Below are 18,791 nucleotides of genomic sequence, written 5' to 3' on the forward strand. Positions count from 1 at the left end.
GGCGGGCAGCCGGCCGATGAGTCCCGTGATGAGGAACGGCCAACCACCCGCGGACACGAGCGAGGGGGCACCGGCCGGTGCGGGCGGCGTCATGCGCGGGGATTCGTGGGGCGGGGGTGTGCTCATGTGCGTGCTCCTGGGTACGACCGACGACCGCGCACCCGACCACACACGCGGAGAACCCCTGACAACGCTGCGATTCTACCGGGGCCCCGCCCGGCGGTGGTGCTGTCTTGTGGAGCAAGCACAGCCTGAGCAGCGAAAATCTGCTTTTGCTCCGTTAGAGCGGACCCCCCACACGAGGATTAAGTGCAGAGTTTGCCGTCTACTGCCCGGTAGACGGCAAAACCTGCACTTAATCTTCAGCGGAGGCGGGCGGTGGGCGGGTCGGCTTTGCACGCATCCCCACATGCCGTGCACGCCAGGACCAGCCGCCACGTGTCCCGCATCACATACTGGGACCATGACCAACACAGCAGACAGTGCGCGCCACACCGTCATCGTGGGCGCAGGCACCGCAGGATCCATCGTCGCCGGGCGCCTGGCCGAGGCCGGCCACCACGTCACACTCGTGGAGGCGGGCGGTGAGGACACCAACCCGGCCATCCCGCACCTCTCCCGTCTGGGCGAGCTCTGGCACAGCCCCGAGGACTGGGACTACTTCACCGTGCCGCAGGAGCACGCCTCCGGGCGGGTGATTCACTGGCCGCGCGGGCGCGTGCTGGGCGGCTCCCACGCGCTCAACGCCGCCATCTGGGTGCGTGGCAACCCGCTCGACTACGACGACTGGGCCGCGGCCGGCTGCGAGGGCTGGGCGTGGCGCGACGTCGCCCCCGTCTTCGAGGCGCTCGAGGCCTACGACGGCCCCACCGCGGACGACGACGCCGCCGCGCCCCGCGGCACGGACGGTCCCGTTCCCGTGGTCGGCGGCTACCGCCTCAGCCCGATCTTCGACTCGATCATCGCGGCCGCCGAGGCCGTGGGGGTGCCGTTTAACGCCGACTACAACTCCGGCGCCCAGGAGGGCATCTCCCAGGAGCAGCTGACCGTGGCCGACGGCAGACGCGTGACCACCTACATGGCGTACGCGAAGCCGTGGGTGGACCGGGGCGCCATCGAGGTCCGCACCGGGGCGGTGGTGGAACGGCTCGTGCTGACCGACGGCCGGGTCACGGGGGTCCAGCTGCACGCGGGGCCGAACGCCGAGGTGGAGGGCGTCTCGCCGGAGGAACCCACCGCGGACCTCGGCTCGGCCGGGGAGGTCATCGAGGCGGACGAGGTGGTGCTGTGCGCCGGGGCGCTGGACAGTCCCAAGATTCTCATGCGCTCGGGCATCGGCCCCGCGGAGCACCTGCGGGAGGTGGGGATCGAGCCGGTGGTGGACCTGCCCGGCGTGGGTGAGAACCTCCACGACCACCTGCTCGTGCCCGTGATCGCAGAGGCCACGGCCCGGACCATCGAGCACCCCGAGGACGAGATCGCGGTGACCCAGACGCACCTGTTCTGGAAGTCCACCCCGGACCAGGACCGCCCGGACACCCAGCCTCTGCACTTCTGCGTGCCCATGTACGACGACCAGATGGAGGGCCCCGCCAACGCCTTCACACTGCACACCGGGCTGGTGCGCCCGTACTCGCGGGGCCGGATCACCCTGACCGGGCCCAGCAGCACGGATCCGGCGAACTACGACCCCAACATCTTCTCGGACCCCCGGGACCGAGAGGCGCTGCGGGCATCGCTGCGGCAGGGACGGGCGATGGCGGCGTCCTCCCCTCTGGCCGAGGAGTGGGGCGCGCGGGAGATCTACCCCGGACCGGACGTGGTCACCGAGGCGGACGAGGACGCCTACATGGACCGGGCCGTGACCACCTACCACCACCAGGTGGGCACGTGCCGCATGGGCACCGACCAGATGGCCGTGGTGGACCCCGCCACGCTGCGCGTGCGAGGAGTGGACGGCGTGCGGGTGGTGGACGCCTCCGTGATGCCGTTCATCACCAACGGCAACACGAACGCCCCCTCCGCCATGATCGCCGAGAAGGGGGCGCGGATGCTGCTGGGAGAGTGACCTGAGACCGGGTCACCGGAGCCGAGGCCCGACCAGAGCCCGGGAGAGCGCGTGCGCTCCGGGGCGGCGTGCAGATCCCCAGGCGGCCGTCGGACCACGAGAAATGCGCCCCGCCGCAATCGGCAGAGCGCATTTCTCGTGGTCCCCGGGGAGCTGCCCTCGCCCGCAAACGAATGATCAGGGAGTGATCAGGAGATCACCGTGATGTTCGTGGCCTGCAGGCCGCGGTCGCCCTGCTGCACCTCGAACTCGACCTTGTCGCCCTCGTTGAGGGAGCGGAAGCCGCCGGAGTTGATGCCGGAGAAGTGGGCGAAGACGTCGTCGGAGCCGTCCTCGGGGGCGATGAAGCCGAAGCCCTTGTCAGCGTTGAACCATTTGACGGTGCCAGTAGTCATAGTCAGACCTGTCTTTCTGGAAGAAAGTGAGCTCGTCCCGAATTTCGGGTGCTCGGCGCTGCGATGCTTGCCATGAACGTTTCTTCAGAAAAACTGCCACACCTCAGACGGTGGGGTGATGCTTAAAAGACAAAACGAAACCTCAACAACTTCTCCTCAAGCTACGGCCCCGGCAGGCCGGAGTCAAACGCCGCTCCCCCCGACGCCCCTCCGACCCGCCCTCCTCCAGACGGCCCGGGTGCCCGGTCTCAGACGCGCGCTGCGGCGAACGGGTAGTCCACGTAGCCCTTGGGTCCACCCAGGTAGAAGGTCTTGGGGTCCGGGGTGTTCAGCTCCAGCCCGTTCCGCCAGCGCTCCACCAGGTCCGGGTTGGCGATCAGCTCACGCCCCACCATGACGCCGTCCGCGAGGTCCGCGGCCATGATGTGCTCGGACTCCTCGAGCTCGGTGTACTCGCTGAAACCGCTGTTGAGGTAGAACACGCCGTCGAACTGGCCGCGCAGCTCCTGCACGAACTCGCCGTCGATGTCCTTGTGCAGCACGGAGAGGTAGGCCAGGCCCAGGTCCCGCAGGCCGGCGAGCAGCGCGGAGTAGGTGGCGCGGACGTCGTCGTGGTCGTCCTCGATGGCACCCTGGACGTTGTGCTCGGGGGAGATCCGCAGACCCACCCGGGCCCCGCCGATCTCCTCGGCGACGGCGCGCACCACCTCGATCACGAAACGCGCCCGGTTCTCGGGCGAGCCGCCGTACTCGTCCTCACGGTGGTTGGCGGACGGGGCCAGGAACTCGTGGAGCAGGTACCCGTTCGCGCCGTGGATCTCCACACCGTCGATCCCCGCGTCCACCGCACGGCGCGCGGCGGAGACGAACTCCTGCCGGATGCGCGGCAGCTCGTCGGTCTCCAGCGCGCGCGGCACGGGAATGGGCTGCTTGCCGCTGGGCACGTGGGTCTGCTGGTCGATGCCGACGGCGCTCGGGGCCTCCGGCGTGGCGCCTCCCGTGAGCTCGGGGTGCGAGACGCGGCCCGCGTTCATGACCTGCATGAACACCACGCCACCCTTGTCGTGGACCCCCTCGGCCACGCGGGACCATCCGAGGGCCTGCTCAGAAGTCTCGATCCCGGCCTGGCCCCAGAATCCACGGCTCGTCAGTGCGGGGAACGTGCCCTCGGTGACCACGAGCCCTGCGGAGGCCCGCTGCGCGTAGTACTCCACGTTCATGTCCTTGGGCACACCGTCCTCGTCGGAGCGCATCCGGGTGAGCGGCGCCATGGCCACACGGTTTGTGAGCTCGAAGGCTCCTACGGTGATGGGGTCGAACAGGGTGGGCATGCGGGTCCCTCCGTTGAAACTGCGGTTACTGCCTGGTCATCAGGGACAACACCCTTGCTGCGCTGACCATTCCTGCGGAAAGTTCACGGGGTGCGGAGACCGCCGCAGAGGCACGCCGACGCCCCTCCCCCACATCCCGGGCACACCAGGGGCCGGGTACCCCCGCTCCCGCGAGCGGTCCGCACCCGGCCCCGTCGATCCCCCATCGGGCCACCTGCTCACCCGGTCATTCCCCTGGTCTTGTGCAGTGCACGGCACTGCATGGAGCGAGGTCGCCGATCAGCGGGAGATCACCTTGCTCGCCGCCACGGACTTGAGACCCTCCACGCCGAACTCCAGGCCGAAGCCGGACTTCTTGATGCCGCCGAAGGGGATGCGGGGGTCCACGGCGCCGTGCTTGTTGATCCACACGGTGCCGGCCTCGAGGCGCTGGGCCACGGCCATGGCGTTCTCCGTGCTGGAGCTCCACACGGACGCCCCGAGCCCCACGTCCAGGCCGTTGGCCATGGCCACGGCCTCGTCCACGTCCGAGTACTTGATGATGGGCAGCGCGGGTCCGAACTGCTCCTGGGCCACCAGCGGGTTGTCGTTGGGCAGGCCCGCGATGATCGTGGTGGGGTAGAAGTAGCCGGGCTGGTCCGCCACTGGATCCCCGCCCATGAGCACGCGCCCGCCACCCTTCTTGGCGTCCTCCACGAGCCCGGCCACGATGTCGTACTGCTGCTTGTTCTGCAGCGGGCCCAGCACGTTCTGCTCCTCGCGGCCGTTGCCCATGGGCATCTGGCGGGCCACGGCCACGAGCGCCTCGCACACCTCCTCGTACACGTCCTCGTGCACGTACAGCCGCTTGAGCGCCGCGCACGTCTGCCCGGTATTGATGAACGCGCCCCAGAAGAGGTCCCCGGCAACCGCCTGGGCGTCCACGTCCGGGAGCACGACGCCGGCGTCGTTGCCCCCCAGCTCCAGGGTCAGGCGGGCGAGGCCGTCCGCCGCGGAGCGCATGATGGCCTGGCCGGTCTTCGTGGAACCGGTGAACATGATCTTGTCCACGTCCTCGTGGGTGGACAGCGCCTTGCCCACCTCCCCGCCGCCGGGGACCACGCGCAGGACGTCCGCGGGCAGCGCCTGGTTGAGCACGTGCACCAGGCCCACCACGGACAGCGGCGTGTACTCGGAGGGCTTGACCACCACGGTGTTGCCCATGCGCAGCGATGCCGCGACCTGCCACACGGTGATCATCATGGGCCAGTTCCACGGCCCGATGGCCCCCACGACGCCGAGCGGCACGTACTGCAACTCCGCGTACCCGGACTCGTCGTTCACGAGCACCTCGGGCTCCAGCGGGAAGTCCGCGCTGGCACGCAGCCACCCCACGCAGCCGCCCACCTCGAACGCCGCGTTCGGCCCGTTCTTCACGGGCTTGCCCTGCTCGCGGGACAGCAGCTCGGCGAGCGCCTCCGCGTTCGCCTCGACGGCGTCCGCGGCCCGGTGCAGGTACTCGGAGCGCTTCGCGTGACCCAGCCCCGCCCAGTCCGGCTGGGCCGCGCGGGCGGCGGCCACGGCGTCGTCGAGCTCGGCGGTGGTGGACTCGTGGACCGTGCCGACCACCTCCCCCGTGGCGGGGTCCAGGATCTCGCGGCCGGACGGATCGGTGATGGCCGAGAGCAGGTCTTGGCAGGTGTTCACAGTGACTCCTCGTGGCGGTGGACGGGCGGCGCGGGTGAGCGCGGCCGACTGCTGCCATTGTGCCGTGGATCACGTCCCGGCGTGGCCGGGGGAACGGTGTCCGGCAGTCCAGGACAACTGCCGCGCGCTGAGCGACAACACCGGCCGCTGTGACGCACAACACAATAGGGAAAACGATCCGCTCACCCCCGGAGGCCACCGTGTCCCAACCCACCACACTGGCGAGACGCCACCTGTCCACCACCGCGCTGGTGTTCATGATCATCGCCGCGTCCGCACCGCTCACCGTGCTCGCCGGCGGGGTGCCCACCACGTTCGCGGTCTCCGGGATCCTGGGCGTGCCCGTGAGCTACCTGGCGCTCGGCGTGATCATCATGCTCTTCGCGGTGGGATACGGCGCCATGAGCGGCCACATCCAGAACGCGGGCGCGTTCTACGCCTACATCACCGAGGGGCTCGGCAACCGGCAGGGCGTGGCCGCGGCCATCCTGGCGCTGGTCTCCTACAACATGATGCAGGTGGGGCTCTACGGGCTCTTCGGCTTCTCCCTGGCCACGCTGCTGTCCACGTCGCTGGGCGTGAGCATCCCGTGGTGGGCCGCCGCCCTGCTGGGCTGGGTGGTCGTGGCCGCCCTGGGCGTGAACAGCGTGGACCTCTCCGCCAAGGTGCTCGGCGTCCTGGTGGCCCTGGAGTTCGTGGTGGTCACCGTGGTCTCCGTGCTGGCCCTGGTGAGCGCCCCCGAGGGGATCTCCGCCGAGCCCCTGCAGCCCTCCAGCTTCTTCGCCGGCGGCGTGGGGGTGCTGCTGTCCTTCGGATTCGCGGCGTTCATGGGCTTCGAGTCCGGCGCGATCTACTCGGAGGAGACCAGGAACCCCCGCCGCACGGTCGCCCGCGCCACCTACATCGCGGTGGGCGTGATCGCCGTGTTCTACGCGGTCTCCGCATGGGCACTGGCCGTGGGGGTGGGCCCCTCTCAGATCGTGGCCGCCGCCCAGGAGTTCGGCCCGGACCTCGTGTTCGTGTGGCTCTCCGAGCGCAGCCCGGCCCTCGCCACAATCGCCAACGTCCTGTTCATCACCTCGCTGCTCGCGGCCCTCGTGGCGTTCCACAACGGCGCCGCGCGCTACTTCTTCGCGCTGGGCCGCACGGGTGTGCTCCCCCGCCGGCTGGGCGGGGTGTCCCCGCGAACGGGCGCCCCGGTGGCGGGCTCCGTGGCGCAGTCCGTGATGGGGCTGGCGGTGATCGTCGTGTTCGCTATCGCGGGCGCGGGCTCCGAGCTCGGCGAGCTGTTCCCCGTGCTCACGCTGTTCACGTGGCTCACGAACGCCGCCGCGTTCGGGCTGGTGTTCCTGCTGGCCGTGACCTCCGTGGCCGTCCTGGCCTGGTTCGCCCGCGACCACCACGGCCACGGGGTCTGGACGCGCATCGTTGCACCGGCCATCTCCGCCGTGGCGCTCGTGGCGGTGGCCGTGCTGGTGCTCTCCAACTTCGACCTGCTGATCGGCGCCGAGGGCTTCTCCCCGCTCGTGGTCGTGATGCCCGGGATCATCATCGGCTCCGGCGTGGTGGGCCTGGTCTGGGGCGAGATCCTGCGCCGCACCCGCCCCGAGATCTACGCCGCCATGGACAACGTGGACCAGATCCCCGAGTCCCAGGAGATCCCGGTGGTCCCCGAGCGGCAGTGACGCCGCCGCACGACGCCGCCCGGCCGGGTCCAGCGGGCACGCCCGGGTCGAGCCGAGCGCCCGTTGCGGACCCAGCTGACTCCCGGGACGGTTCACGGTCTACGGCGACGCCGCGCCCCCGGGCGATGGCCGCGGCGAGCGGGCGGCGTCGTGAACCGGGGCTCAGGAGGAGGCGAGCACGCGGCGCCGGTACGCGGAGGGTGTCTCCCCGAACTCGGCTTTGAAGATCTTGCTCACGTGCGCCGGATCCGTGAGACCGCAGCGGGCACTGAGGGTGTGGACGGCCTCCTGGCGGTGCGCGGGATCGGCGAGGGCCGCGCGCACCGCGGTCAGCCGGGCGGCGCGGATGTGGGAGGCCACCGTGAGGCCCTGCGCGGCGAAACGGCTGTGCAGCTGCCGCACGGACACGTACAGCGCGCGGGCCACGGACCCCGGGGAGAGCTCCGGGTCCGCGAGGTGGTCCGCGATGTACGCCGTGGCCTGCTGCACCAGCAGGTCCCCGGCCTGTTCGGCAGCAGGTTCCACGACCTCCGCGGAGAGCACGCTGACGAGCATGTCCAGCGCGGAGCGCACGAGCTTGATGGCGTGGGGGCCGCGCAGCAGGTCCATGTTCTCGGCCAGGTTGCGGAACATGGGCACCGCCACCCGGCCCAGCCCGTCCTCCTGCCCGATGCGCCGGGCGGTCACCAGGTCCAGCTGGGCGGGGATCAGCTGCACCACCGAGCGGGGAAAAGTCATGATCATGCTGCGCTGGGGGCCCTCGTAGACCAGCTCGTACGGGCGGTAGGCCACGTACAGCCCCAGGCTGCCGGGGCTCAGCACGCACTCCCGTCCGTCCTGGCGCAGCTGGGCCTCACCCTCCAGCTGGAGGCTCAGCTTGAGGTACTCTCCGGCGTCCTGCTCCACCATCTCTGCGGTGCGGACCACGCGGTGGGCGTTGGTGGTCATGTCGAAGAGGTGGACGTCGTCCAGCTCCACCGTGGTGAGGTCCGCACGGAACGCGCTCTCCACAGGGGCGGTGATCTCCAGGGCCGCGAAGGACGCGTTGATGAGCTCGCGCCACTGGGCCATGGTGAGGTCGCGGCGCTGATCGGACGCGGAACCAGGGCGGTCCGGTCGCGCGTGGCCCACCGGTTGCGCCGACTCGGTGGAATCTCGCATGTGCGCCCCTCTCCCTGCCGCGGGAACCGCCTCGACCGTTTCCCGCATGGTACGCGCCGGGCACCCCTCCGGCCCGGTGTTGCAGCGGGGGGGCTGTGCAGTGCCCCTAGAGTGATCTCGTACCGCGCCGACGCCCCGTCCGGGGCCGGCTCCCGGGGCCCAGCGCCCCGGCCGCCACCTCAACCCCGAAGGGTGACCATGTACGCCGATCCCACCGACATGAACGCCATCCGCGAGCTGCTCCACGAGATCCTCCGCAACGACCCTGCCCCGCTGCACCTGGGGATCGACCTGGGCGAGATCGAGCAGGGCAAGGTCACCATGTCCATGACCGTCTCGGACTTCATGGCCAACGGCCACGGCATCTGCCACGGCGGGTACCTGTTCACCCTCGCGGACACCACGCTCGCGTACTGCTGCGCCACCGCGGGCGCGCCGATCGTCACGCGCAACGCCGAGATCACGTTCACGGCCCCCGCGCACACCGGCCAGACCATCACGGCCACGGCCACGCGCCGGGTCAGCTTCGGCAGGAACCAGATCTGCGACGTCGTGCTGGAGGCCGACGGCCGCGTGGTCGCCTACTTCACCGGCCAGGGCACCACGCCCCCGGCCCCGAAGACGCAGGTGCAGGCCTGACACCGAGCTTCTGAACGACGACGATCCCCGCGGCACCCGTACGAGGTGCTGCGGGGATCGTCGTCCGGGCCGGGCGCGGGTGGCCTGCACTCGGCCCGCCCGGTCGCGCGGGGCCCCGCCGAGCGGCGTCGTTCTCCGCAGGGGGCCGGGCGCGGGGCGCCCAGCAGAGGCCGGAGCGGGGATCAGACCGCGGACCAGCCGCCGTCCGAGGGCAGGACGGCGCCGTTGACGTTGACGCCGTCGTCGCTGGCCAGGAAGCAGATGGAGGACGCGAGGTGGGCCGCGCTGGCCACACCGGGCATGTTCGCCTGCACGGTGGCCAGGCGGGCGCCGCCGAACTGCGAGGCGTCCTTCGGGATCTGGATGCCCGTGGCCACTCCGCCCGGGGCCACCACGTTGAAGCGCAGCCCGGAGGTGGCGTACATGAACGCGGAGTTGCGGGTCATGCCGATCACCGCGTGCTTGGACGCCGTGTAGGCGATGCCCGCCGCGGAGCCGCGCAGCCCGGCCTCCGAGGCCAGGTTCACCACGCTTCCGCGGCCGGCCTCGAGCATGAGCGGGACCACCGCGCGGGTCAGACGCATCATGGCCTCCACATTCACGGCGAACACGCGCTGCCACGTGGCGTCCGTGACCTCGTGCACCGGGGCGAAGTTGTCCATGATCCCGGCGTTGTTCACCAGGGCGTCGACGCGGCCGTCGCAGGCGGCCACGACCCGCTGGGCGGCGTCCTCCTCGGTGAGGTTTGCCGTCACGGGCACCAGGTTCTCCCCGAGCTCCTCGGCGAGGCTCCTCAGGCCGTCCTCCGCGAGGTCCACGGCGACCACGCGGCCGCCCTCCTGGACCACGCGCATGGCCACGGCACGGCCGATGCCCGACGCCGCTCCGGTCACCACCACGGTCTGGCCGGCGAACCTCTCCGGGGTGGCCTTCTCCACCCACTCGGCGTTGAGCATCTGGGGCATGGCGGGATTCTCGGACATCTGGATCTCCTTCGATCAGCACATCGACGAACAGTGGGGTGGTTCAGACGGAGTCCGTGCGGTGCACGATCCGCCCGTCGCACACGGTCAGCTCCGCGGTGACATCCTGGAGTTCCCGGACGTCCACCTCGAAGGGATGACGGTCCAACAGCACCAAGTCTCCCAGGAAGCCCTCCGCAATACAGCCCACCCTGTGCTCCTCGAACGAGGCCTTGGCGGCCTCCACGGTGTAGGCGTCCAGGGCCTCGGCCACCGTGATGTTCTGGGTGGTGTCCGTGACCTTGCCGGACACGGACGTGCGGGTCACGCACGCGGAGATGCCCAGCCAGGGGTTGGCCGTGGTCACCGGGAAGTCCGAGTTGCTCGGCGCCGTGATCCCGCGGTCCAGGAACGTGCGCATAGGGTAGGTCCGCCGCATCCGCTCCGGACCCAGGTTCGTGAGGTAGGAGTCCCCGAGCTCGTGGAGGAACGCCGTGGAGGACGCCGCCACGATCCGGCCCCCGACCAGCCGCCGGAGGTCCTCCTCGGTGGGCAGCGCGCAGTGCTCCACCCGGTGACGACGCCGCGTGACCGCCTTCTCGTAGGCCGCCTCGGGGTCCTCGGCCTCGGCGGCGACCTCGCGGCCCGCCCCCTCGATGAGGTCCAGGGCCTGTTCCACGGCGCGCTCCCCGATCCCGTGGATGGCCAGCCGCAGACCGTTGCGCAGCGCCTGGGCGGCCATGGGGGCGATGTCCGGGGTGTCGTAGTAGAGGATGCCGCGGGAGTCGGTGCCCTCGAAGGGCTCCTCCACCGCTGCGGTCCGTCCACCCACGGAGCCGTCCAGGATGAATTTCATGCCCTGGATCCGCACCATGTCGTCCCCCAGACCGCTGCGGATCCCGGTGCCGATCACCTCGTCGTAGCTGCCGTGGAAGTCACCGAGCTTCAGCGCGAAGTACCACGGGCGGAACCGTGTGGTGAGCTCTCCCTCCTCCTTCAGCCGCAGGTAGGTGCCCATCTCCAGGGGCCCGGTGCTCATGTCGTGCACCGTGGTGAGCCCCCACGCCGCGAAGTCCTGCTGGGCCACGCGCATGCCGTCCAGCAGCTCGTCCGCCCCGCTCACGGGCAGGTCCGCGAGCGACATCGCGGTCTCCTGGAGCAGCCCGGTGGGCTCACCGCTCTCATCCCGCACGATGCACCCGCCGGAGGGGTCCGGGGTGTCCCGCGTGATGCCCATGCGCTCCAAGGCCGCGGTGTTCACGAGCGCCATGTGCGCACACGTGCGCTTGAGGTACACCGGGTGCTCCGGTGCGGCCTCGTCCAGGTCCGCGCGGGTGGGCCCGCCCCCGTTCATGCGGTGCTCGTCGTAGCCCCAGCCGATCACCCACTCCCCCGCCGCAGTCTCCCGGGCTGCCTCACGGATAGCCGTGACGACGTCGCCCGCTCGCGGAGTGACGGACGGCCGGCAGTCCGCGTTCAGCGCCAGCCGCGCGTACAGCCCCGGGTGCCCGTGCGTCTCGATGAGCCCCGGCATCAGGTACCGCCCGCCCGCGTCCACCACCGGCGCATCCGGTGCCGTGCGGCGTCGTGCCTCGCGGGCGTCCCCCACGAAGGTGATGACGCCGTCCTGGACCACCACGGCCTGCGGCTCGGGACGGTACTGCCCGGCGGGTCGGTGCACCACGGCATTGACCACGGCGAGGCTGCGGGTGTTCTGCCCTGTCATGTCTGATTCCTCGTTTCCACCGGGGTCACCGGTTCAGCAGGTCTCCGGAGATCTGGTCCACGTTCTGCTCCTCGTCGCGGCGGATGAGCCGGCGGGCGGCGATCGAGGAGACCAGCGAGATGACACCCAGCACCATCAGCAGCAGGGCCGGGCCCGTGGAGCCGCCGCCCGTGACCCCGAGGATCCACGCGGCCAGTGCGGGCATGAACCCGGCGATCACGCCCGCGAAGTTGGCGCACATGGCGATCGCGGAGTAGCGGACCTTCACCGGGAACAGCTGGGTGAGCATCGTGCCCACCGGCGCGTACGGGATGGACGCGAAGCCGATGCCCAGGATCATCGCGGCGGTGATCCACGCGACGTCGCGCGTGTCCACGAGCCAGAAGATGGGGAACGCGAGCACCGTGGCCAGTGCGTAGCCCAGGACCACCACGATGGACGGGGAGGTCCGGTCCGCCAGCTTGCCGGCCACGGACATGGTGACCAGCTGCGCGACCGCACCCCACGTGATGGCCGTGAGGATCACGGTGGAGGGCAGGCCGAGCTCCCCGGTGACGTAGCTGATCATGAACGTGGTGAGCACGAAGAACCCGGCGTTGCCGAACAGGTACGTGCCCACGCCCAGGATCAGGCGCCCGGGCACGGTCCGCAGGATCTCGACGGCGGGCAGGCCCTCCTTCTCCTGGGGAGCGGCCGCGCGGGCGGCCTGGGCGTCCTTGTAGTCGTCGGTCTCGTCCACGCGCAGCCGGATCCACACGCCCACGACCACCAGCAGGATGGAGATCAGGTACGGGATGCGCCAGGCACCCTCCAGGAACGACTCCCCGGAGACGGCCACCACGGCGGCCACGATCATCGAGGAGAGGATGGTGCCGGTGGGAGAGCCCAGCTGCACCACCGATCCGTAGAACCCGCGTTTGCCCTCGGGGGCGTTCTCCACGGCCATCAGCGTGGCACCACCCCACTCGCCGCCCGCGGCCATGCCCTGCACGCACCGCAGGACCGCCAGCAGGATGGGCGCCACGATGCCCGCGGTCTCGAACGTGGGCAGCACCCCGATCAGCGTGGAGGACACACCCATGGCCACGATCGTGATCATGAGGATGGTGCGCCGGCCCAGCCGGTCCCCGAAGTGCCCCGCGAGCAGCGCCCCGATGGGGCGTGCGATGAAGCCCACCCCGAACAGCAGGAACGAGCTGATCACCGCGAGGGCGGGATCGTCCCCGCCGAAGAACAGCGGCGCAAAGACGATGGAGGAGGTGGTGCCGAACAGGAAGAAGTCGTACCACTCGAGGGACGTGCCCACGTACGCGCCGATCAGCGCGCGGCGGGCCTTGCGGGGGTCGTGCTGCCGGACGGTCTGGCCGCCCTGCGCGTGGTCTGCGGGACCACCGACGGTGTGGGACATGGGCACCTCTGGATCAGGAGGGAGGAGAACCGGTCCACGCAGTGGCCGGCGGGACCACCACGCTGTGACCCCTGCCCTGCCACTATGTGACCCAGGTCGCAGAGCGTCAAATACCTCGCGACCCCCGTTCGGCAGAAAAGTGCCGACTGTGTCACTTCATGTGGTGGCCCCGAGACGGTTGTGGCCCTCGGCGCTGAGTGGTCGACTGGCTCCATGAGTGAGAACAGCATCTGGGAAGCCCTGCAGACCGCCCGCGACAAGGCCAAGGAGCGTGAGGACGAGGAGAAGCAGCGCGTCGAGGACGCGGACAACCACGAGCAGCAGCGCGCGGCCAGTTCGCGTGTGGCCGCACGTCAGGCCGTCCGCGAGACCCTGGACGACATCCTCGCCGAGCGGGAGGGCTGAGCCGTGGCGGGCAGACACACCGCAGATAACGGCCAGACCGCCAAGGAGCAGACCGTGGGGATGACTCCCGAGCAGGAGCAGGAGTACCTCACGGACGACCGTACCCAGCCGCAGCCCGCGGACGGCGGGATCGGCGCCATGACGGACATGCAGGGCCGGGAGCCGGACACCGGCAATTAGCCCCGCAGCGACGCCACGAACTCCCACAGCGTCTGCGCGGCCGTGGTGAGGTGGTGCGCGAAGCCCTCCAGGTCCTCGCTGGTGTCCCGGCGGTAGTTCACGCAGAACTCGTAGCTGTCCGCGCACGTGGTGTAGGTGACCCCGAAGCCCTCGGGCGTGGTGGGGGCGAACGCGTAGCGCACGATCCGGTCCGGTCCACCGATGGACGTGGTGGAGAGGAAGTCGTGGCGCACCGCCGCAAGCGCCGGGGACCCGAAGAACGCGGAGGTCTCACCGGTGCGATCGGCCATCATGGCGAGCCCCAGCAGGTGCCGGTCCACCCCGTGGGCGCTCTTGCACGCCTTGACCCAGCCGCGGTGGGCGTCCAGGGCGGCGCGGAAGAGCTCCTCGGTGGCGGTGCCCTCGTGCAGGGCCCGCACGAACGCGGCGGCCTCAGTGGTGACGGGCCGTAGGCACTCGGTGCGCCCGGCCTGGTACTCCCGCATGTCCACCGCTTCGTAGACCCCGCGCACCCGCCCGTACGTAGCGTGCTGGGCGAGCAGCATGATGAGTTGCTGGGCGCCGTCGTCGCTGATCCGGAACGGCAGCTCCGCGCGGTGCGGGCGCGGCACCACCACGCGGTGCACGCCCAGCAGCGCGGCCTCGCTGCGGTAGCCGGCGACCGCCGCCACGAGCTCCTCCCGCAGCCGCGGGGCGATGTCCCACGTGAGTGCCTCCGGTTGCGGAGCATCCGGCAGGGGCGCCTCGTCCGGGACCGCGAGGTCCTGCAGCTCCCCGGCGACCGCCAGGATCGTGGCACCGTCCACGGTGCTGTGCTCCACGAGCATCGCGAGCCACTCGTCCTCCAGGCACACCTCGTACGTGATGGGCTTGTACGCCCACGCGTGCCCCACCTCGAACGCCGAGCGCTCCAGGTGCTCCACGACCTCCGCGCGTGCCTCCACCAGGTTGACCACGAACAGCATGCGCGTGATGCGCTCGTAGACCTCCGCGTTGTGCGCGTCCGCGGTCAGTCGCTCCAGCAGGGGTGCCGCCACCTCGCTGCCCAGGTAGGACAGAGCCCCGAACGGCAGCTCGGTCTCGCGCGGCTCGTCCCGTTCGAGCACCTCCCGCAGCCCCTGCGCCACGGTCCGCAGCGGCACCGGCCGCAGCTGCCCGGTGGCGATCGGCAGCGCGTACAGCCGCCCGCGGTGGATCACGCCGATCTCCGGGACGTCCACCACGCCGCCGGACGACGACGCCGCCGGGCCCGGTCTGCGGATCTCGTCCCGTTCCGGGAGGGGATGGCGGACTCCCCCGGCCAGGCACTCCCACTGCTCCATGCTCAGGGGGTTGCCTCGGGGGTCCACCTGCTGGGGGGTCTCCCCGCGCACCTGCCGCAGGTGCACCGACACCGCGCGGTACACGAGCTCCGCGGCCCGCCCCACGCCGGGTGCGCCGTAGTTCCCCGCGATCTGGAAGCCCACGCTGGTGGTCAGCGGCAACGGGGTGCGGACCGTGAGGTAGCCGTCCAGCCAATCCCGCGAGAGCCAGCTGCGCCCCTCGGCGTCCTCCGCGCGGGCGAACTCCTCCAGGGCGGCCTGCAGGCGCGGACCCTCGTGAGAGGAGAAGCGCTCGACCTCCCGGCGGGTGTCCTCCAGGACCTCCCGGTCCACCAGCGGCTCCGCGGCCGTGAGGAAGCGCGACAGCGTCTCGCCCAGCGGGGGCACGGGCAGGGTCTTCGCGCTCATAGGGTCCTTTCGGTGGTGCGGCAGGAGGAGGTCAGGGGCGTGTCCACGCACCACGCGCGCAGCAGGGCGTGGATGTGGCGGTCGAAGGCGGCGTCGGCGTCCTCACCGGGCGCCCCGGGATGGTGCATCTCGATGGCGATCCAGCCGTGGATCCCCGCCCGTACGGACGCACCGATGTCCGTGACGGGGACGGGGTGGAGGGCGCCCTCGTCGATCCCGGCGCGGATCAGCCGGTACATCAGGCGCGTGGAGACCTCCGCGAACTCCACGCGCTCCGCGTCCCCGACCATGGGTGTGCCCAGCCAGGGGCGGCCGCGTCCCAGGATCACCTTGTACAGCTCGGGGTACGCGAGCACCCAGCGGCGGCTCTCCCGCGCGAGCGCGCCCAGGTCCTCGAGCGGCCGTCCCGTGGTGAGCGCCCCTCTCTGAGCCCGGAGGTAGTCGGCGAGGGCCTCACGGCGCACCTCGGCGATCAGGGCGTCCCGGCTGCCGAACATGGTGTAGATGGCGGTGGTGGAGCAGCCGTGCTTGGCGGCCAGCGGCCGGAGGGACACGGAGTCCACACCACCGGACAGGATCTGTTCGGCGGCGTCCTGGATCAGGGCTCGGCGGGTGGTCTCATCGAATTTGCGGGGGCGCGCCACGCTCGCAATGCTACTGGTCAGGCCGGGTTGGGGCGCTCGATGACGGAACGCGAACACCGCCTCCGGACCACGACGCCGCACGGCCGGCTCCCGCGCGGTCCGCGCCGTGCCGCTCAGGTGCCGGAGCGCGCCTGCCGGTTGCGCCGGATGCGCTTGAGCACCCACCAGACGACCAGCACCAGGACGACGACCACCACGATGCGCGAGAACACGCTCGCGTACTGCTCCGCGATGTGCCAGTTCTCGCCCAGGTAGAACCCGGCCAGCACGAAGATGGTGTTCCAGATCAGGGACCCCAGGCCGCTGAGCAGCACGAAGAGTCCGAACGGCATGCGCTCGATGCCCGCCGGGATGGAGATCAGGGAGCGGAAGATGGGGACCATCCGCCCGAAGAAGACGGCTTTGCGGCCGTGGCGGTCGAACCACGCCTCGGTGCGGTCCAGGTCGTACAGGTCCACCAGGGGCATCTTGTCCACGACGATCCGCAGCCGGCGGCGCCCCAGGGCGATGCCGATCCAGTACAGCGCGATGGCGCCCACGATCGAGCCCAGGGTGGTCCAGAAGATGGCACTCGCCAGGCTGAATCCGCCCTGGCTCGCGGTGAATCCGGCCAGCGGGAGGATCACCTCGGACGGCAGCGGCGGGAACAGGTTCTCCAGCGCCACCAGGACACCGGCACCGGGGGCGCCGATCGCGTTCATCACGTCCACCACCCACGCCGCGACGCCGGTGAGTTGGGAACCGCTCTCGGCGGTGGCGGCCAGGATGGCAGGCAAGGACATGAAGGTGTTCTCCGCACGTGGTCGTCAGGGGTGGGCCCCATCCTACGGGCGCTGGCTCGGAGCCGGCTTGGAGGTTCCGGGGCGTTGCACGGTTGAATGGGCGCATGCGCCTGTGGTCACTTCACCCGTCCCTGCTGGATCGACGCGCCCTCGTAGCCGACTGGCGGGAGGGTCTGCTGGCCCAGAAGGTGCTGCTGGGTCAGACCACGGGCTACACCCGCCACCCGCAGCTGCAGCGCTTCCGCGCCACGAGCGATCCGGTGGGCTTCGTGACGGCCTACCTGCACGGGGTCGCGGACGAGGCGGACCGGCGCGGCTACAGCTTCGACCGCTCCCGCCTGGCGCGCCCCCGGGACACCGAGTCCCGCTCCATCACGGTCACCACGGGCCAGCTGCGCTACGAGTTCGAGTTCCTGCTGCAGAAGATCCTCGCCCGGGACCCGGAGTGGGCCCGCACCGCCCTGGACGGCATGGATCCCGACGCCGCCCCCGCCCACCCGCTGTTCGCGGTGGTTCCCGGGGACGTGGCCGAGTGGGAGCGGATCAAGCCGTGAGCAGAGCGTCGGGGCAGGGAGTCGCGCGGCGGCGTCGTCGGATCTCGCGCTGGCTCGCGATCACGGCGAGCGCACTGGCCGGGCTGGTGCACGAGGGGCTGCTGGGCGCCGGGGCCTGAGGCTCCGCGCACCCACTATGCGGCCGCGTGACCTACTTTTGCTCGTCTTTCTAATTGTTGATATGTCATCACCATTTGTGGAATGCTGGATATGCCCATTGCCGCACGACCGACATGGACAAGGACACCCCATGAGCACGCCCGCCACCGCCCGGACCGTCAACACCCCGACCCGCAGAGGCCGCTCGTGGCTCTCCCTGATCCCGTTCGTCCTGCTCGTCGCGGCGGTCGCCGCGCTCGGTGCCCTGGCCTCCTCCAACGCGCAGGAGGTCTACGGGAGCCTGGAACTGCCGTTCTTCGCCCCGCCCGCGTGGCTGTTCGGGCCCGCGTGGGCCGTGTTCTACACACTCATCGCCGTGGCCGGCTGGCTCATGTTCCGCGCCCGCGGCTTCTCCTTCCCGCTGTACCTCTGGGGCGCCCAGCTGGTGCTCAACGCCCTGTGGACCCCGCTGTTCTTCGGCGCCGAGCTGTACTGGCTCGCGTTCGTGGACATCGCCGCCCTGTGGATGGCCGTGGTGTGGTGCGTGGCCGTGTTCTGGAAGGTCAGCCGCCTGGCCGCGGGGCTCATGGTCCCGTACCTCGGGTGGGTCACGTTCGCCGCGGCGCTGAACCTGGGGATCGCACTGCTCAACTGACGCCCGCCCCGCCGAGCGCCGTGTCCGAAACCCGCTAGCGTCCCGCGCCGGACGGTGCGAGTCTGGTGGGCATGCCCACCGACGACACCGCCTCCGACGAGCGCTACCGCGCCGTCCGCTCACGGGACGCCCGCTTCGACGGGCAGTTCGTGATGGCCGTGCGCACCACCGGGATCTACTGCCGCCCCAGCTGCCCGGCCCGCACCCCGCGCCGCGAGAACGTGGAGTTCTTCCGCACGAGCGCGGCCGCCCACGCCGCGGGTTTCCGGGCGTGCAAGCGCTGCGCGCCGGAGGCCGTTCCGGGCTCCCCCGAGTGGGACGTGCGCGGGGACGTGGCCGGGCGCGCCATGCGGCTGATCGCCGAGGGCGTCGTGGACCGCGAAGGGGTCGAGGGACTCGCGCGGCGCACCGGGTACTCACCCCGCCACCTCACCCGCGTGCTGGGCGAGGAGCTCGGTGCGGGACCGCTCGCCCTGGCCCGGGCCCACCGCGCACAGACGGCCCGTGCCCTGCTCACGCAGACGGAGCTGAAGGTCTCCGAGATCGCCTTCTCGGCGGGGTTCTCCAGCGTGCGCCAGTGCAACGAGGTGATCCGTGACGTCTACGACATGACCCCCCTGCAGCTGCGCGAGCAGGGCCGGCGCACCTCCGGGGCTCGTGCGCCCTCCCACGACCGCCCCG

At 70.9% G+C, this 18,791-nt stretch carries 19 protein-coding genes; 9 read left to right on the top strand and 10 right to left on the bottom strand.

What is annotated here, in order from left to right:
* The first annotated feature begins 463 nt into the window (after window positions 1-463).
* Window positions 464-2,068, top strand: a complete 1,605-nt coding sequence (locus QL985_RS09440; RefSeq protein WP_259905648.1) for a GMC family oxidoreductase N-terminal domain-containing protein — start codon at window positions 464-466, stop codon at window positions 2,066-2,068.
* 188 nt (window positions 2,069-2,256) lie between these two features.
* Here QL985_RS09440 and QL985_RS09445 read toward each other — a convergent pair whose 3' ends face one another.
* The 3 genes from QL985_RS09445 to QL985_RS09455 all read right to left on the bottom strand — a co-directional run bounded on the left by QL985_RS09445 (window position 2,257) and on the right by QL985_RS09455 (window position 5,480).
* Complete coding sequence (locus tag QL985_RS09445) at window positions 2,257-2,463, bottom strand: cold-shock protein (protein ID WP_019310274.1); 207 nt, start codon at window positions 2,461-2,463, stop codon at window positions 2,257-2,259.
* Window positions 2,464-2,711: 248 nt separating this feature from the next.
* Window positions 2,712-3,794: an alkene reductase gene (locus QL985_RS09450; protein WP_191872010.1), complete on the bottom strand. Its 1,083-nt coding sequence runs from the start codon at window positions 3,792-3,794 to the stop codon at window positions 2,712-2,714.
* Between the two features lie 279 nt (window positions 3,795-4,073).
* Window positions 4,074-5,480 (bottom strand): aldehyde dehydrogenase family protein, encoded by a 1,407-nt coding sequence (locus QL985_RS09455; protein WP_124109622.1) that lies wholly within the window; start codon window positions 5,478-5,480, stop codon window positions 4,074-4,076.
* 200 nt (window positions 5,481-5,680) lie between these two features.
* On the opposite strand from QL985_RS09455, the gene QL985_RS09460 reads away from it, so the two are divergent.
* A complete protein-coding gene (locus QL985_RS09460) occupies window positions 5,681-7,165 on the top strand; it encodes an APC family permease (RefSeq protein WP_035885250.1) in 1,485 nt (494 codons plus the stop codon).
* A 162-nt stretch (window positions 7,166-7,327) separates the two neighbouring features.
* Here the strand turns inward: QL985_RS09460 and QL985_RS09465 are convergent, their stop codons facing one another.
* Entirely contained in the window at window positions 7,328-8,326 is a 999-nt protein-coding gene (locus QL985_RS09465; protein ID WP_019310278.1) for a helix-turn-helix domain-containing protein, read from the bottom strand.
* A 198-nt stretch (window positions 8,327-8,524) separates the two neighbouring features.
* On the opposite strand from QL985_RS09465, the gene QL985_RS09470 reads away from it, so the two are divergent.
* The gene (locus QL985_RS09470) at window positions 8,525-8,965 is read left to right on the top strand and encodes a hotdog fold thioesterase (protein ID WP_019310279.1); all 441 of its coding nucleotides are present in this window, start codon (window positions 8,525-8,527) and stop codon (window positions 8,963-8,965) included.
* A gap of 182 nt (window positions 8,966-9,147) precedes the next feature.
* Here the strand turns inward: QL985_RS09470 and QL985_RS09475 are convergent, their stop codons facing one another.
* The 3 genes from QL985_RS09475 to QL985_RS09485 are packed head-to-tail and all read right to left on the bottom strand — an operon-like array spanning window position 9,148 to window position 13,061.
* Window positions 9,148-9,948, bottom strand: a complete 801-nt coding sequence (locus tag QL985_RS09475) for an SDR family NAD(P)-dependent oxidoreductase (RefSeq protein WP_019310280.1) — start codon at window positions 9,946-9,948, stop codon at window positions 9,148-9,150.
* Between the two features lie 43 nt (window positions 9,949-9,991).
* Window positions 9,992-11,653, bottom strand: coding sequence for an amidohydrolase (locus QL985_RS09480; protein WP_019310281.1), 1,662 nt, complete (start codon window positions 11,651-11,653; stop codon window positions 9,992-9,994).
* Between the two features lie 25 nt (window positions 11,654-11,678).
* Window positions 11,679-13,061: an MFS transporter gene (locus tag QL985_RS09485; protein WP_249494201.1), complete on the bottom strand. Its 1,383-nt coding sequence runs from the start codon at window positions 13,059-13,061 to the stop codon at window positions 11,679-11,681.
* A 213-nt stretch (window positions 13,062-13,274) separates the two neighbouring features.
* Here QL985_RS09485 and QL985_RS09490 point away from each other — a divergent pair, with 213 nt between their 5' ends.
* Both QL985_RS09490 and QL985_RS09495 read left to right on the top strand, forming a co-directional pair.
* Window positions 13,275-13,466, top strand: a complete 192-nt coding sequence (locus QL985_RS09490; protein WP_019310283.1) for a hypothetical protein — start codon at window positions 13,275-13,277, stop codon at window positions 13,464-13,466.
* Between the two features lie 3 nt (window positions 13,467-13,469).
* The gene (locus QL985_RS09495) at window positions 13,470-13,646 is read left to right on the top strand and encodes a hypothetical protein (RefSeq protein ID WP_168165719.1); all 177 of its coding nucleotides are present in this window, start codon (window positions 13,470-13,472) and stop codon (window positions 13,644-13,646) included.
* Here the strand turns inward: QL985_RS09495 and QL985_RS09500 are convergent.
* The 3 genes from QL985_RS09500 to QL985_RS09510 form a co-directional block, all read right to left on the bottom strand.
* Window positions 13,643-15,376: a choline/carnitine O-acyltransferase gene (locus tag QL985_RS09500; protein WP_259906078.1), complete on the bottom strand. Its 1,734-nt coding sequence runs from the start codon at window positions 15,374-15,376 to the stop codon at window positions 13,643-13,645. The two genes, QL985_RS09495 and QL985_RS09500, sit on opposite strands and share 4 nt — an antisense overlap.
* Entirely contained in the window at window positions 15,373-16,020 is a 648-nt protein-coding gene (locus QL985_RS09505; protein WP_019310286.1) for a TetR/AcrR family transcriptional regulator, read from the bottom strand. Before QL985_RS09505 ends, QL985_RS09500 begins: the two co-directional genes overlap by 4 nt.
* A 113-nt stretch (window positions 16,021-16,133) precedes the next feature.
* Entirely contained in the window at window positions 16,134-16,802 is a 669-nt protein-coding gene (locus QL985_RS09510) for a DedA family protein (protein WP_019310287.1), read from the bottom strand.
* Window positions 16,803-16,906: 104 nt separating this feature from the next.
* Here QL985_RS09510 and QL985_RS09515 point away from each other — a divergent pair, with 104 nt between their 5' ends.
* The 4 genes from QL985_RS09515 to QL985_RS09530 all read left to right on the top strand — a co-directional run.
* Entirely contained in the window at window positions 16,907-17,356 is a 450-nt protein-coding gene (locus QL985_RS09515; protein ID WP_019310288.1) for a pyrimidine dimer DNA glycosylase/endonuclease V, read from the top strand.
* Window positions 17,353-17,475, top strand: coding sequence for a hypothetical protein (locus QL985_RS09520; protein WP_259906077.1), 123 nt, complete (start codon window positions 17,353-17,355; stop codon window positions 17,473-17,475). Before QL985_RS09515 ends, QL985_RS09520 begins: the two co-directional genes overlap by 4 nt.
* Before the next feature lie 131 nt (window positions 17,476-17,606).
* Window positions 17,607-18,110: a TspO/MBR family protein gene (locus QL985_RS09525; RefSeq protein WP_019310289.1), complete on the top strand. Its 504-nt coding sequence runs from the start codon at window positions 17,607-17,609 to the stop codon at window positions 18,108-18,110.
* A 71-nt stretch (window positions 18,111-18,181) separates the two neighbouring features.
* The coding region (locus QL985_RS09530; RefSeq protein WP_290147758.1) for an Ada metal-binding domain-containing protein at window positions 18,182-18,791 on the top strand (610 nt) is incomplete at its 3' end.

Origin of the sequence: Kocuria sp. APC 4018 (genome assembly GCF_030407675.1) — a bacterium.
Taxonomy (GTDB): Bacteria; Actinomycetota; Actinomycetes; order Actinomycetales; family Micrococcaceae; genus Kocuria; species Kocuria rhizophila.